The 14,128-nt window shown below is 70.2% G+C and carries 12 protein-coding genes and 1 rRNA gene; 4 read left to right on the top strand and 9 right to left on the bottom strand.

The window, feature by feature from the left end; translation table 11 throughout:
• Positions 1-84 precede the first annotated feature (84 nt).
• Positions 85-699 carry a TetR/AcrR family transcriptional regulator gene (locus G528_RS0112865; RefSeq protein ID WP_026919331.1) on the bottom strand — a complete coding sequence of 205 codons (615 nt, stop codon included), beginning with the start codon at positions 697-699 and terminating at the stop codon, positions 85-87.
• A 169-nt stretch (positions 700-868) separates the two neighbouring features.
• On the opposite strand from G528_RS0112865, the gene G528_RS17480 reads away from it, so the two are divergent.
• Positions 869-1,774 carry an SDR family oxidoreductase gene (locus G528_RS17480; RefSeq protein ID WP_051198809.1) on the top strand — a complete coding sequence of 302 codons (906 nt, stop codon included), beginning with the start codon at positions 869-871 and terminating at the stop codon, positions 1,772-1,774.
• A complete protein-coding gene (locus tag G528_RS17475; RefSeq protein ID WP_035720015.1) occupies positions 1,771-2,889 on the top strand; it encodes an MBL fold metallo-hydrolase in 1,119 nt (372 codons plus the stop codon). The genes G528_RS17480 and G528_RS17475 overlap by 4 nt, the downstream gene beginning before the upstream one ends.
• A 6-nt stretch (positions 2,890-2,895) precedes the next feature.
• On the opposite strand, the gene G528_RS0112850 is transcribed toward G528_RS17475, so the two are convergent.
• A complete protein-coding gene (locus G528_RS0112850) occupies positions 2,896-3,783 on the bottom strand; it encodes a LysR family transcriptional regulator (protein ID WP_026919330.1) in 888 nt (295 codons plus the stop codon).
• 73 nt (positions 3,784-3,856) lie between these two features.
• On the opposite strand from G528_RS0112850, the gene dapA reads away from it, so the two are divergent.
• On the top strand, positions 3,857-4,786 hold the full coding sequence (gene dapA, locus G528_RS0112845) for a 4-hydroxy-tetrahydrodipicolinate synthase (protein ID WP_026919329.1): 930 nt from the start codon (positions 3,857-3,859) through the stop codon (positions 4,784-4,786).
• A gap of 62 nt (positions 4,787-4,848) precedes the next feature.
• Here the strand turns inward: dapA and G528_RS0112840 are convergent, their stop codons facing one another.
• The 5 genes from G528_RS0112840 to G528_RS0112820 all read right to left on the bottom strand — a co-directional run bounded on the left by G528_RS0112840 (position 4,849) and on the right by G528_RS0112820 (position 11,577).
• Positions 4,849-5,409, bottom strand: coding sequence for a histidine phosphatase family protein (locus G528_RS0112840; protein ID WP_051198807.1), 561 nt, complete (start codon positions 5,407-5,409; stop codon positions 4,849-4,851).
• A 68-nt stretch (positions 5,410-5,477) separates the two neighbouring features.
• On the bottom strand, positions 5,478-9,107 hold the full coding sequence (mfd, locus tag G528_RS0112835; protein ID WP_245569766.1) for a transcription-repair coupling factor: 3,630 nt from the start codon (positions 9,105-9,107) through the stop codon (positions 5,478-5,480).
• Between the two features lie 10 nt (positions 9,108-9,117).
• Positions 9,118-10,338 carry a Dyp-type peroxidase gene (locus G528_RS0112830; protein WP_026919326.1) on the bottom strand — a complete coding sequence of 407 codons (1,221 nt, stop codon included), beginning with the start codon at positions 10,336-10,338 and terminating at the stop codon, positions 9,118-9,120.
• On the bottom strand, positions 10,335-10,820 hold the full coding sequence (locus G528_RS0112825) for a copper chaperone PCu(A)C (protein WP_026919325.1): 486 nt from the start codon (positions 10,818-10,820) through the stop codon (positions 10,335-10,337). Before G528_RS0112825 ends, G528_RS0112830 begins: the two co-directional genes overlap by 4 nt.
• Positions 10,821-10,992: 172 nt before the next feature.
• On the bottom strand, positions 10,993-11,577 hold the full coding sequence (locus G528_RS0112820) for a hypothetical protein (protein ID WP_026919324.1): 585 nt from the start codon (positions 11,575-11,577) through the stop codon (positions 10,993-10,995).
• Positions 11,578-11,682: 105 nt separating this feature from the next.
• On the opposite strand from G528_RS0112820, the gene G528_RS0112815 reads away from it, so the two are divergent.
• Positions 11,683-13,059 carry an amino acid permease gene (locus tag G528_RS0112815; RefSeq protein ID WP_026919323.1) on the top strand — a complete coding sequence of 459 codons (1,377 nt, stop codon included), beginning with the start codon at positions 11,683-11,685 and terminating at the stop codon, positions 13,057-13,059.
• On the opposite strand, the gene G528_RS0112810 is transcribed toward G528_RS0112815, so the two are convergent.
• The gene (locus G528_RS0112810; protein WP_026919322.1) at positions 13,028-13,756 is read right to left on the bottom strand and encodes a TetR/AcrR family transcriptional regulator; all 729 of its coding nucleotides are present in this window, start codon (positions 13,754-13,756) and stop codon (positions 13,028-13,030) included. The genes G528_RS0112815 and G528_RS0112810 overlap by 32 nt on opposite strands.
• 81 nt (positions 13,757-13,837) lie before the next feature.
• A 5S ribosomal RNA gene (rrf, locus tag G528_RS0112805) occupies positions 13,838-13,954 on the bottom strand.
• Between the last annotated feature and the right edge of the window lie 174 nt (positions 13,955-14,128).

Raw genomic sequence — 14,128 nt, 5'->3', positions numbered from 1 at the left:
GACTCCGAGGCTAGTCGCTCGACGGCCGGCACCCGCCCGACCGCGCCGAAGCGGGGCGATAATCCCTCGGCCCGAGGCCGTCGATCAGCGGACGACCTTCTCGGCGGCCGCCGCGAACAGCAGTTCACAGACGTCGACGAGTTCGGCGACGTCCTGTCGGCGGTCGCCGAGCAGCCAGTCGACGAGCAGGTGGTTCACCGCGCCGACGAGAGCAACGGCCAGCGAGCGTTCGCGGGAACCCAGTTCGTGGCCGCCGGCGGCCCACACCGAGGAGACGACGGCGGCGAAGTCACTGAGCACGTCGTGTCGGCGTCGCTCCATGGTCGACGACACCCCGACCACCTCGATGAGCACCACGCGTGCTCGCCGCGGGTCGTCGGTGAGGTAGCCGATGAAGGCGGCCAGTCCGGCTCGCGCCACGGCGTCGATGTCGTCGCCGTCGACGGCTGCGACGGCCGCGACGGTGGCCTCGCGCATCGCGGTCGACAGGTCGTCGTACAGGGCTGCGAGGGCGTCTTCACGGTCGGCGAAGGACTGGTAGAAGTACCGTTCGGTGAGTTCCGCGGTCAGGCAGATCTGCTTGACGGATGTGGCCGCATAGCCGGCGGTCCCGAAGTTCTCCAGCGCACTGGCCAGGAGCGCTGCGCGCCGCAGCTGCGTCCGTTGTTCGAGCGCGATGCCCGCATACCGCCTGCCCACGCCTGCTCCTTCGTCTGTCGCCGCCCGACCTCGTGCCCCCGGCCTGTGTAACCCGGCCTGTTGTACCCCGGCCTGTTGCACCCCGACCTCTTGCCCCGCGCAGACGCATCGTGGCATAGTCGCACCAACGAATGTGACATATCGTCATGTCATTACGGATGGAGGCACGATGAGCGACCCGTCGGACCTGGCAGGACAGGTCATCGCCGTGACGGGCGGAGCCCGCGGCATCGGCCGGGAGATCGCCCGACAACTCGCCGCCGCCGGGGCGCGCGTGGCCGTCGGCGACCTCGGCGACACGGCCGCGGCCGCGGCGGCCGAACTGCCCGGCGAGGTGATCGGGCTGAGCCTCGACGTCACCGACTCCACCTCGTTCCGCGCCTTCGTCGACACCGTCGAAGACCGCTTCGGTCCGCTCGACGTGCTGGTCAACAACGCCGGCACCATGTGGGTCGGCCCGTTCGACGCCGAGTCCGACGCCGCCACCGACCGCATGCTCGGAGTGAACCTGGGCGGGGTGATCCGCGGCGTCCGGACCGTCGCACCCCGGATGCGCAGCCGCGGCCGCGGCCACATCGTCACGATCGCGTCGGCCGCCTCCCGCCTCTCCCCGCCCGGCGAGGCCACCTATGCGGCCACCAAGCACGGCGTCCTCGGCTACCTCACCGGCGTCCGCGAGGAGTTGCGCGGCACCGGCGTCCAGTTGTCGCTGATCATGCCGGGCGTCGTCGAGACCGACCTCGCCGCCGGAACCGCCACCGGCGCGGCCCGGATGCTGACGCCGTCGGAGGTGGCCGCCGCCGTCGTCCGCACCGTGCGTCGTCCCCGATTCGAGGTCACGATCCCCGCCTACGTGGGCCCGCTCACCCGCTGGGCGGGCGTTCTGCCGCAATTCCTCCGCGACCAAGTGCTGCGCGTCCTGGTCCCCGACCAGGTGGCTTCCGCCGACACCGCGGCCCGCGCGGCCTACGAGTCGACGACCTTCCGCCCCTCCCCGCCCGCCGACACGGGCGAGCCCGGCACCACAGACACGGGCGAGCCCGGCACCACAGACACCGAAGGAGACCCCGCATGACCCCCGAGACCACGTCCACCCCGCACTCGACCTCAACCCTGCGCCCGATCCCCGAATTCGACGGCGTCCACGAGATCTGGCCGCGCGGCGACCGACTCGAAGCCGTCCGTTCCGCCGCCGAGAAGTACCACGAGCGCTTCGTGCGGCAGGGACGGGTCGAGGCCATCCGCACCGTCGACATCGCCACGGCACCGTACCCGTCGCGCTTCGCGTTCCAGGGCTACTCGATCCACGCGAACCCGTTCATCTCGATCACCAACCGGATGATGGTGATCCAGTTCCAGGGCTTCGACGGCGAACTCAAGACCCTCGTGTGGGAGCCGACGGTGGCCGCGGGTTCCGCGGAGGCGCCCTTCTACGACAAGATCCAGGCATTGGGCAACAAGTTGGGCGTCGCGAAGTTCTTCGCGACCTACTACAACGATCCGGACGATGTGCTCCCGAGCCTCGGCCTGCGCAATGAGGACGTCGACTACGTGAGTTTCGACCACCTCCACGTGCAGGACGTGCGGATGATCATGGGGTCCACCGAACCGATCGAGGGCGAGAGCACGCCGCGCGAGCCGCTGTTCCCCAACGCGAAGCTCCTCGTGCACCGTAAGGAACTCGGCACCTTCGAGTCGATGCACCCGATGCAGTGGGCGTGGTACGTCGACAACGGGATGGCCGGCGTCCCCGAGGATCGGCTCGAGGTCTTCGACGGCGACGTCGAACTGGGCGTCGGTGTCAGCCTCCTGTGGACGCCGGGGCACACGGACGGGAATCACTCCCTGTGCGTGAACACGCCCGACGGCGTGTGGGTGCAGTCGGAGAACGGCATGGCCCCCGACAACTGGCAGCCGGAGCTGTCGAAGATCCCGGGGGTCAAGCAGCAGGCCGCGTTCTACGGCCGCGAGGTCGTGCTCAACGCCAACACGCTGGAAGACACCCTCGATCAGTACGACTCGATGGTGAAGGAGAAGACGATGGCGTCACGGTCGGCACGCGACCCGCGCTGGGCGCAGGTGTTGCCGTCGTCGGAGTGCGCGCACTTCAAGCGCCAGTGGCCGCTCGTCCCGTCGTTCTCGCACGGCACCCTCAACTACGGGGCGATCGAGGTCCCCGAGCGACGCTGACGGTCGTCACCCGAGTTCGGCGAGGACGGCCCGCAGGGCGGGATCGTCCTGACCGCTCGACCGCCAGACGGTGTGCACCTCGCGGCGCGGCGCGCCCTGCAGCTCCCGCACGACGACGCCGTCGGGGACGGTCGGGCGCGCCAGCCGCGGGATGAGCGCGACGACGTCACCCGCGGCCACCAGCGCCATCTGGGTGCCGAAGTCGTCGACCGAGTGCACCACGTCGGGGGCCGTCTCCGATCCGGCGAACAGCCGCTCGAACCAGCGGTGGCAGACGGTTCCGGCCGGACTCGTCACCCAGCGGCAGCCGTCGAGCCGGTCCCGCCCGACCGGGCTCGTCTCGGTGGCGAGCGGATGCGATTCGGGGAGCACCAGGTCGCCGATGTCGGTGTGCAGGTGGGCGCGTTCCAAGGTGTCGGGGACGGCGACGGTCACACCGTCGGCGTCGTGCACCATGGCGAGGTCGGCGCTCCCGGACTCGACCGCGTAGACGGCGGGCTCCGGATCGAGTTCCACCACCTGGACGCGGACCTCCGGATGTTTCGCGTGCACGCCGCGGAGCGCGGGGGCGATGATGCCGCGGACGCCGGTGCTGAACGCTGCGATCCGCACCACGCCGCGCGGCGCGCCGGCGTCCACCGAGCGTGCCGCCGACAACGATCTCTCGAGGGCGTTGAGGACGTCCGGCGCGTACTCCACGAGCGCCTGCCCGGCGGGGGTCAGGACCACGCGCCGTCCCGCGGGCGCCGTGAGCCGCACGCCGACCTGCGCTTCGAGACGTTTGATCTGCTGGGAGATCGCCGACGGCGTGAAACCCAGCTCGGCCGCGGCCCGCGCCATGGTCCCCAGGTCGGCGATCGCGCGCAGCGCCTTCAGGGCACCCACATCAATCATGCAGCCATTCTAACGATTGAGGTCCAGATCCCTTCGCTTGTCCTGAACGGTCGGTCGGCGTCAGGATGGAGGCATGCAGAACACGACGCGTCCCGCGCGCGAGGTCTTCGGAACGAACCTCGTCGCCATGCCCACACCGATGAACCCCGACGGGTCTCTCGACGTGAAGGGCATCGACGCCGTGGCCAAGCATCTGGTCGCCACCGGGTGCGACGGCATCGTGGTCGCGGGGACGACGGGCGAGGCCCCCACCCTCGACCACGATGAGCTGCTCGCCCTCACCGCCCACGTCCGCACCGCCGTCGGGCACGCCGCACGGATCGTCGTCGGCGTCGGGACCAACCACACGGCGAAGAGCATCGCGATGGCCCGCGACGTCGCGGGGGTCGGAGCCGACGCCCTGCTGATCGTGACGCCGTACTACTCCAAACCCTCACAGGCCGGGATCGTGGCGCACTGCACGGCCATCGCCGACGCCACGGACCTCCCGGTGATGCTGTACGACATCCCGGGCCGCACCGGCATGCCGTTGACTCGCGAGACCATCGTCGACCTGGCGCGCCATCCCCGCGTCCTCGCCGTCAAGGACGCCAAGGGCGACCTCTTCGAAGCCATGTCGGTGATGGCGGAGACGGGGATCGCGTACTACTGCGGCATCGACGAGCTGAACCTGCCGTACCTCGCGGCCGGCGCCTCCGGGCTGGTGAGCGTCGTGGGCGCCGTCGCCGCCGACCACCATCGTGCGCTCATCGGCGCCGTCGACGCCGGCGACCTCGGCACCGCGCGCATGATCAACGACACCGTGCGACCGCTGACGATCGCCCTGATGAAGTCGGCACCGGGCGTCGTGACCGCGAAGGCGGCGCTCCGCGAGGTCGGGGTCACCGCGTACGCCGCCGTGCGCGCGCCCCTCCTCGAGGCCACCGACGCCGAGGTCGCGATGGTCCGCGAGGCTCTCATCAGCGCGGGCCGGCCCGTGCGCGATCGACTCCTGGCGGTCTGACGGCCGCCTCGTCGTCCTCCTGCTCCGCGCCACGGGTGGTCCGCCGTCAGGGCTGTTCCCAGTCAGGGGTGGTTGTCGACCGACTCCACGACCCACCCGGTGTCCGACCTCGTCAGGACCACCCACGATCCGGTGTCGACCTGCGGCGTCAGGGTCGGATCGAAGGCGGCGAGCAGCGGCCGGATCACGGCGTCGTGACTGACGACCAGCAGCGGCCCCTCCGCACGATCGGCCTGCGCGTCCAGGGCGCGCAGAGCGCGGTCGCGGACCGTCTCGCGCGGCTCGACGCCCGGCGCATCGTCGATGCTGCCCCAACGCTCGACCACGTCGGCGCGGAGCTGTCCGGTCCACTCGCCGTAATCACGGTCGTTGAGGCCCTCGTCGACCTGCACGTCGGTGACGCCGACCGTCTCCGCGATCGCCCGGCCCGTCGCCACCGCCCGTTTGAGCGGACTGGTGATCACGCGGGTGATCCCCGCGTCGCGCAGCGCCTCGCCCGCCGCTCTCGCCTGCGCGACACCGGCCTCGTCGAGTTCGGGGTCGGCCAACCCGCGAATGCGTCCCTCCGCATTCAACACCGTTCTGCCGTGCCGGATCAGGACGACCCTCGACATTCTCGACATGCGCGCTCCCGGCGTTCGATCGTTCACCACCGACCGCCTCCACCCGATCGTAGGACGTGCGTGCGACGTCAGTCGACCGCCGCCTCCACCGGCACGATCGTCTGCAGGAACGTGACCAGGTAGTCGACGAGGTCGGTGTCGCGCAGCCGCGCCGAACCGACGCCGCCGGTCCGCGGGATCGGCAGGGTCACCACGTCGGTCGCGGCCCGATACGACGCCGCCGCGTACAGGCGCGCCAGGCGCACCTGCTGACTGTCGAGCAACGGCAGCGGCGACACGCGGATCGACTGTCCGGCCACCCCCACCTCCGTGACGCCCCGCTCCCGGCAGCGCAACCGGAGACGGGCGATCGCCGCGAGACGCTGCGTCTCCACCGGCGGTTCGCCGTACCGGTCGGTCAGTTCGCTCATCACCTCGTCGACGTCGTCGTCCGCGGTCGCCGACGCGAGCTTCCGGTACGCCTCGAGGCGGAGTCGGTCGGCCTCCACGTATTCGACCGGGATGTGCGCGTCGACCGGCAGGTCGATCCGGACCTCGCCGACCTCCCGGGTCTCGACGGGTTGACCGTCGGCCGCCGCGCGATAGGCTTCGACGGCCTCGCCGACCAGCCGGACGTACAGGTCGAAGCCGACGCCCGCGACATGCCCGGACTGTTCGGCCCCCAGCACGTTGCCGGCACCGCGCAGTTCGAGATCCTTGAGCGCGACGGCCATGCCGGCACCGAGCTCGTTGTTCTGCGCGATCGTCGCGAGCCGATCGTAGGCGGTCTCGGTGAGCGGTTTGTCACCGTTGTAGAGCAGATACGCGTATCCGCGCTCGCGACTGCGTCCCACGCGACCGCGCAGCTGATGCAACTGCGAGAGTCCGAGGTTCTCGGCGTGGTCGACGATGAGCGTGTTCGCGTTGGAGATGTCGAGTCCGGTCTCGATGATGGTGGTGCAGACCAGGACGTCGTACTCGCGGTCCCAGAACCCCTGGACCGTGCGTTCGAGGCGGTCCTCCCCCATCTGCCCGTGCGCCACCGCCACCCGCGCCTCGGGCACGAGGTCGGCCAACTCCTTGGCCTTCCTGTCGATGCTCGAGACCCGGTTGTGCACGAAGAACACCTGCCCGTCACGCAGCAGCTCGCGACGGATCGCGGCGCCGACCTGCTTGGCCGAGTACGCGCCCACATAGGTGAGAACGGGGTGCCGTTCCTCGGGCGGCGTCAGGATCGTCGACATCTCACGGATCCCCGCCATCGACATCTCCAGTGTCCGCGGAATCGGCGTCGCCGACATCGTCAGCACGTCGACGTGCGTGCGGAGCGCCTTGATGTGCTCCTTGTGCTCCACGCCGAAACGCTGTTCCTCGTCGACGATCACCAGACCTAGATCCTTCCAACGGATGCCGGTCTGCAGCAGCCGGTGCGTGCCGATCACGATGTCGACCTCGCCGGACGCCATCTGTTCGACGACCTCCGCCGACTCCGCGGCATCGGTGAAACGCGACAGGCCGCGCACGGTCACCGGGAACCCCTCCATGCGTTCGGCGAAGGTCTGCAGGTGCTGACCGGCCAGGATCGTCGTCGGCACCAGGACGGCCACCTGCTTGCCGTCCTGGACGGCCTTGAACGCCGCGCGGACCGCGATCTCGGTCTTGCCGTATCCGACGTCGCCCACCACGACGCGGTCCATCGGGACCGGGCGTTCCATGTCGGCCTTCACCTCACCGATCACCGTCATCTGGTCGACGGTCTCGGTGTAGTCGAAGGCGTCCTCCATCTCCCGCTGCCACGGGGAGTCCCCGCTGAACGCGAATCCCGGGGCGGCGTGCCGGGCCGCGTACAGCTGGACCAGCTCGCCGGCGATCTCGCGGACGGCCTTGCGCGCCTTGCGTTTGGTGTTGGCCCAATCGGAGCCGCCGAGCTTCGACAGGGACGGCTGCTCGCCGCCCACGTACCGCGACAGCTGGTCGAGGGAGTCCATCGGCACGAACAGGCGGTCGCCGGGCTGGCCGCGCTTCCCCGGGGCGTACTCGATGACGAGGTATTCGCGGCGCGCACCCGACACGGTCCGCTCGATCATCTCCACGAACTTGCCGATGCCGTGTTGATCGTGGACCACCAGGTCGCCCGCCGACAGCGCCAGTGGGTCCACCTGGTTGCGCCGTTTGGCGGGCAGCCGGCGACCGTCCTTCGCTCCGACGACACGGGCACCGGTCACATCGGCCTCGGTCGCGACGACCAGACCCGCCGTCGGGAGGACGATGCCGTGCCGGAGGGCGCCGTGATAGACGCCGACCGCGTCTTCGGGCGGCTCCTGCCCCGCCTCCATCAGGCGGGCGGCGACCTCCGCCTCGCCGAGACGATCGACGAACCGCGCCGCCGTGCCGCGGCCCGCCGCGACGAGAGCCGCACGTCCCCCCGAGGCCACCTGTCCGCGGAGGGACGCCATGAGTTCGGTGAGCTCGTCGGGGTCGCCGTGCGGCGCCGGACCGGGCCGCAGGTCGAGTTCGAGCTCCTCACCGGAGCCCGTCGCCAGCGGACTCAGGGTCCACCAGGCCCGACCGGCCGCGAGCGTCGACTCCCGAACCTCGTCGACGCCTCGGTACGCGCTGGCGCTCAGGTCGATCGCCGGCTCGCCGGCGGCCACCGGCGCCGCCGCACCGAGCGCCGCCGCGTCCCACGACGCCTCCAGGAACTCGACCCCCGTCCGCGCGAGATCGGCCGCACGGGTCCGCACCTTCTCCGGATCGAGGACCAGGATGCGGGTCCCGTCCGGCATCACCTCCGAGAGCATCTCCATGCGTCCGTCGACGAGCGCGGGGATGAGCGCCTCCATACCGTCGGTCGGGATGCCCTCGGCGAGCTTCGCGAGCATGTCACGCAGGCCGTCGTCGGACGTCGACTCGGCGAGGTCGGCGGCCTTGGCCCGCACGGCGTCGGTGAGGACGAGCTCGCGGCACGGGTGGATGTGCACCACCGACGTGTCGATCTCCGGCTGCGTGCGCTGATCGGCGACGGAGAACGCCCGGACGTCGGTGATCTCGTCACCCCAGAACTCCACGCGGACCGGGTAGTCGGCCGTGGTCGGGAAGACGTCGAGGATGCCGCCGCGCACGGCGAACTCGCCGCGGGCGCCGACCATGTCGACCCGCTCGTAGGCCATCTCGACCAGCTGCTCCACGAGCCCCTCGAACTCGGTCTCGGCCCCCTCGGTGAGGGTGACCGCCCGCATCCGCCCCAACCCGGGCGCCATCGGCTGGACCAGCGACCGGACGGTGGCGACGACCACCCGCAGCGGTGCGACGCTCGGATCGGCCAGCCGGTTGAGGACCGCCAGGCGGGCACCGACGGTGTCGGCGCTCGGCGAGAGTCGTTCATGCGGGAGCGTCTCCCACGACGGGAACTGCGCCACCACGGGCGTCCCGCCCGGCCCCGGCGGCAGCAGTTCGGTCACCTCGGCCGTCAAATCGTCGGCCTCGCGACCGTTGGCCGTGACGACCAGGACGGGGGCCTGCGCACCCAGCGCCAGATGCGCGATCACCAGGGGGCGAGCGGCATCCGGCGCCGTCACGTCGAGTCGCACGTCCGCGTCCCGCTCACGCAGGGCGTCGAAAGCGGCGTCGCGCAGGGCGACGGACGTCAGTCCCGACAGGGACGGGCCGGTGACCGCAGACGGGGGCACAGCGGGAGAAGGCGCAGCAGGGGTGGACACTCCCCTGATTCTAGGCAACACCTCCCGCATCGAAGAGCGCCGCACCCAACGGTCTGCCCGCCGTCGCCCCCGGCAGGATCGCGTACACCGCCGATCCGATCGGTGTCGTCCACTCGTTGAGGTCGTCGTGCTCGGCGAGACGCCGCTGCACGGGCACGAACTGACGGACCGGGTCGCGTTGATATGCGGCGAAGATCAACCCGCTGTTCGACGTGTCCGCGGAGCCGGGAACGGCCCCGCTCGGCGGATCGTCGTAGTTGTAGCTGCGTCTGAGAAACTGCTCCTCGCGCGACCTGCGATGAGCCCGGGCCATGTGCGACGACGCCGGGATCACGCTCACACCGCCTCGGGACGCCTGGAAATCCGGGGCGTCGAATTCGTCGTTCCCGGTCAGCGGAGCACCCGTGTCGAGCCGTCGACCGACCGAGAGCTCCCGGCCGCGACGGTCGAGGGCCTCCCACCCGTCCATGTGCATCGCGATGCGCCGCAGCACCACACTGGTGCCGCCGGCCATCCACGACTGCTCCCGACCGTCGTCCCACAGCAGCTCGTCGTGGTCGTCGAGCGACGGTTGGACGGTGCCGTCGACCTGACCGAAGAGATTGCGCATGGTCCCCGACACCGTGCCGCGACTGTTCCGGAAACCGCGTTGAACCCAGCGGACCCGGACGCTGCGACGGACCGAGGCGGTGAGCACCCGGACGGCGTGGGCGAGCGTCACCGGATCGTCGGCGCCGACCTGCAGCAGCAGGTCGGTCTGTCCCCAGCGAGGATCGAGCCGGTCGATCTCGAACGCCGGGAGCGCCGTGAGCCACGACGGTCGGTGCGGCGCCAGTGCCGACGCCCGGAACACCCGGTCCCCCAGCCCGACCGTCACGGTCAGCGACGCCGGCAGCCGGGCGAGCTCCGGTTCGGTGTCCGAGAGCCCCGCGGCGCCGCGCGTCAGCCGTGCGGCGTCCTGCGTCCACACCCGCAACACGCCGGCCGCCGTGCCGACGTCCCCCGGATCGACGAGGTCGAGACCGACGAACTGTGCGTGGGCCTGCGGCGCCGTCGTCACCCCGGACTGGTGTCGACCGTGAAACGGCAGGGTCTCGTCGCCGAACGCGGCCCGCTGCGGACGCCGTTCACGGGCCACCCCGAGGGCACCGGCCCCGACACCCGCACCGGCGAGGCCCGCACCACCGGCGAGCAGGGCTCGCCGCGAGACGCGCCGCTGCTCCCCGGTCATCGGTGACCGCCGTCGTGTCCGGGAGCGTAGTTCTCCTGATTCCCGTCGAAGTCGCGGGCGAGCGCATCGAATCGACGCGTCGACCCGTCGGCGAAGCGCATGGTGACCGCGACGCTGCGGCCCGTGGTGATCGGCGTCGGGATCGCCATCAGCATGAAGTGCTCTCCGCCGGGCGTCAGGGTGAGGCTGCCGTCGGCGGGGATCACGAAGCCGCCGTCCTTCCGACGCATCGTGGTGCCGCCGCCACCGTTGTCGACCACCTCGTGCATCTCGGTGGTCTGCGCAGCGTCCGAGTGCGCCGAGACCACGCGGATGTCGTGGTCCGACGAATTCGTGAGCGTCCCGAAGGCCGCGGTCATCCCCGACCGGGCGGCCTTGACCCACTGGTCGGACACCGACACGGCGTCGGCGTCGGACGTCGATTCGGCGTCGCTGCCGCAGGCTGCGACGAGGGAGCCGGTGAGCGCCACGGTGGCGCACAACGCTCCGACCCGGAGACGCCGGGCGCGAGTGCGAGCGGGACGGGCTTCGGAATGTGAGGTGCTGGAGAAAGAAGACATGCGGGTACTGCTCATCGCCATGGGAATGCCTCTCGTGCATGGGCGTCATGCCCCGCGGCGTCCAGCGCTGCGGGGTGTGGTGGTCAGTCGGGGGTCAGACCGGGCAGGGCGGGCCCCGGACACCGGATGCCGTCGACATCGGTTCGGGGTGCAGTCGATCGTCACGGCGGTCGGTCCTGCGGCCGACCACGGTCGCCGGCGCCGAGACCGGGGCGTCGACCAGCAGCCGGGCGAGGTCGAGCCGACCGCTGCACGCCCGGCTGAGGCGTTCCGCGAGGAAGAGGATCGCCCCCGCGGCGGGGACGGCGACGATGTGCCAGAACAGCATGGCGGGTCCCGGAATCGATTCCGCGGCACCGTGTGCACCGTGCCCGTCGATCAGTGACAGCACCAGGTGGGCGCCCGCCTGACCGACGGACAGGGTCGCCAGTGCGCCGACCCAGCCGATCCGGACGCGGCCGCGGATGCGGTCGGCCTCCACCGACCGCACCTGACGACCGCGCACCAGCCCGACGCCGAGCGCCAGACCGAGAAGCAGCACCGTCTGCGCTGCGGTCGGTATGTGCGAGCCGCCCAGCGAGTGGGCGCCGACGCCGAGGATCATCGAGACCACGGCCGCCAGCACGCCGTGCGCGGTCGCGGGGACCGCCTCGGTGCCGGGCGTCGGTCGAATCAGCACGCCACCAGGGTACTACCGACGGTCGTAGCCCTGGAAGCCCTGCGCGTCGGCACGGTTCCACCGCCGGGCGGCCCGAGCGGAACCCTCTCGGTTTAGGCTCGACAGATGCGCAACGACCAGGGCGACCCGGAGATCGAGGTCACCGACTCCCGCCTGAGCGGCCACCTGCGGCCCCGACACCTCATCATGATGAGCCTCGGCTCAGCGATCGGCGCCGGCCTCTTCGTCGGCTCCGGCGAGGGCATCACGCTCGCCGGCCCCGCCGCCCTGATCGCCTATGCGATCATCGGCCTGATCATCGTCTCGGTGATGCGGATGCTCGGTGAACTCGCCGCCGCCGACCCGAACCCCGGCGCCTTCTCCTACTACGTCGGGAAGGCCCTCGGTCCCGGAGCCGGCTTCATGATGGGCTGGCTGTGGTGGATTCAGATGACGATCGTCGTCGCCACGGAGTCCCTCGCCGCCGCCGAACTCCTCACGGGGATGATCGGCATACTGCCGGCATGGGGCTGGGCCCTCGTCTTCGTCCTGGTGTTCAGCGCACTCAACCTCTCGGGCGTCAACCACTTCGGCGAGTTGGAGTTCTGGCTCGCACTGATCAAGATCCTCTTCATCGTCCTGTTCCTGGTGATCGGCGCCGCCTTCCTGTTCGGGTGGCTCACCGAACCGTCGCCCGGTCTGGACAACATCGGCGAGTTCGCTCCGAACGGCATCGGCGGCATCGCCGGCGCGCTCCTGGTGATCGCCTTCGCGTTCGGTGGTATCGAGATCATCGCCGTCGCCGCCGCCGAGACATCCGATCCCGGGCCCAGCGTCACCAAGTCGATCCGCACGATCGTCTGGCGCATCCTGCTGTTCTACGTCGGATCGGTCGCCATCATCCTGCTGGTCCTCCCGACGGGAGACGAACGCATCAAGACCGATCCGTTCGTCGGCGTGTTCGACGCCGTCGGCCTGCCGTGGATCGGATCGGCGATGGGTGCGGTCATCGTGATCGCCCTCTTGTCGGCGATGAACGTCAACCTCTACGGGGCCTCCCGCATGCTGTTCTCGCTCGCCGACCGCCGCATGGCGCCCTCGGCGGCTCGCCGGAAGGCGCGCAACGGGGTGCCCGTGACCGCGGTCCTCGCGAGCATCGTCGTCGGCTTCGTCTCCGTCCCGGCCTCGTACGTCTGGGGAACCGCCGTCCTCGAACGCTTCCTGTCGATGGTCGGCTCCACCCTCCTCGTCACCTGGTTGGCCATCACCGCCGCCCAGATCGTCCTGCGACGTCGGGCCGACCGCGCCGGCACCCCGTTGCCCCTCAAGATGTGGGGTTACCCGTATCTGTCGTGGCTCACCCTCGTCGCGCTGGCCGCGATCGTGGTCCTCGCCCTCGTCACCGAATCGGTCCGCGAACAGGTCGTCTCGACCACCGTCCTGGTCGGCGTGCTCTGGGCGATCGGGACGGTCATCGACCGGGTTCGTCAGCGCCGGACCTGACGTCCGGCGCGACGGTCGGCGGGGTGGTCTCCTTGTACTCCGAGCCGACCAGCATCGGCGCCGGGTCGAGGCGAGTCAGACCGTTCCAGCACAGGTTCACCAGGTGTGCGGCGACGACCTCTTTGGCGGGCTCACGGACGTCCAGCCACCACTGGGCCGTCACCGACACCATGCCCACCAGCGCCTGGGCATAGAGCGGAGCCAACGCGGGGTCGAATCCCCGGCGTTCGAAGTCGCCGGCCAGGAGGTGCTCCACCTGGCTGATCGCGTCGTTGAGAAGGCTCGAATACCGCGTGTCCTCACCGACGCCGCCGGTCGACTCGCCGCGGACGAGGATGCGGAAGCCGTCGGTCCGTTCCTCCATGTAGGTCAGGAGCGCCAAGGCGACCTGCTGAATCCGGTACAGCGACCGGTTCTTGGTCAGCGATGAGGTCACCATCTCCAGCAGCGTCTCCATCTCCCGGTCGACGACGACCGCGTAGAGCCCCTCTTTGCCGCCGAAGTGTTCGTAGACGATCGGTTTGGAGACCCCCGCACGTTGCGCGATCTCCTCGATGGAGGTGCCTTCGAATCCCCGTTCGGCGAACAGTCCGCGCGCGACCTCGATCAGCTGGAGGCGACGCTGTGCGCCCGTCATCCGGGCGCGCGGGGCCTTACTGACCTCTTCGCTCCCGTCGGCGGGTCTGCTGATTCCCATGCCCCAATGGTAGGCGTGCCGGTGAATGCAGGAGAGCCCCGGGCCGGTGTTACCCGGTCCGGGGCTCTGCTGAACAATGGTGTTCGGCGGTGTCCTACTCTCCCACACCCATTACAGTGCAGTACCATCGGCGCAGGTGGGCTTAGCTTCCGGGTTCGGAATGGGACCGGGCGTTTCCCCACCGCTATAGCCGCCGTAACTCTATGAAACTGTCCCGCACACCCCCCGCGGCTTGCCGGCAGGGGTGCTGGTGTTGTTTCAGAAGTACATAGTGGATGCCATCACACACGCGTGTCACGCACACAGGGCGCGTCACAGGCGTGTGGTGTGTGTTTCGTTCACCAGTCGACCACAGTCGACCGGTCTGGTGTT

Origin of the sequence: Gordonia shandongensis DSM 45094 (assembly GCF_000423025.1) — a bacterium.
GTDB classification, from domain to species: domain Bacteria; phylum Actinomycetota; class Actinomycetes; order Mycobacteriales; family Mycobacteriaceae; genus Gordonia; species Gordonia shandongensis.
The sequence above is the reverse complement of the archived record's forward strand: the minus strand, read 5'-3'. Positions and strand labels throughout refer to the sequence as shown.

Coding starts and splice junctions, on each gene's coding strand:
- G528_RS17480 (WP_051198809.1), top strand. CDS start 869: ATGAGCGACCCGTCGGACCTGGCAGGACAGGTCATCGCCGTGACGGGC.
- G528_RS17475 (WP_035720015.1), top strand. CDS start 1,771: ATGACCCCCGAGACCACGTCCACCCCGCACTCGACCTCAACCCTGCGC.
- G528_RS0112850 (WP_026919330.1), bottom strand. CDS start 3,783: ATGATTGATGTGGGTGCCCTGAAGGCGCTGCGCGCGATCGCCGACCTG.
- dapA (WP_026919329.1), top strand. CDS start 3,857: ATGCAGAACACGACGCGTCCCGCGCGCGAGGTCTTCGGAACGAACCTC.
- G528_RS0112840 (WP_051198807.1), bottom strand. CDS start 5,409: ATGTCGAGAATGTCGAGGGTCGTCCTGATCCGGCACGGCAGAACGGTG.
- G528_RS0112830 (WP_026919326.1), bottom strand. CDS start 10,338: ATGACCGGGGAGCAGCGGCGCGTCTCGCGGCGAGCCCTGCTCGCCGGT.
- G528_RS0112815 (WP_026919323.1), top strand. CDS start 11,683: ATGCGCAACGACCAGGGCGACCCGGAGATCGAGGTCACCGACTCCCGC.
- G528_RS0112810 (WP_026919322.1), bottom strand. CDS start 13,756: ATGGGAATCAGCAGACCCGCCGACGGGAGCGAAGAGGTCAGTAAGGCC.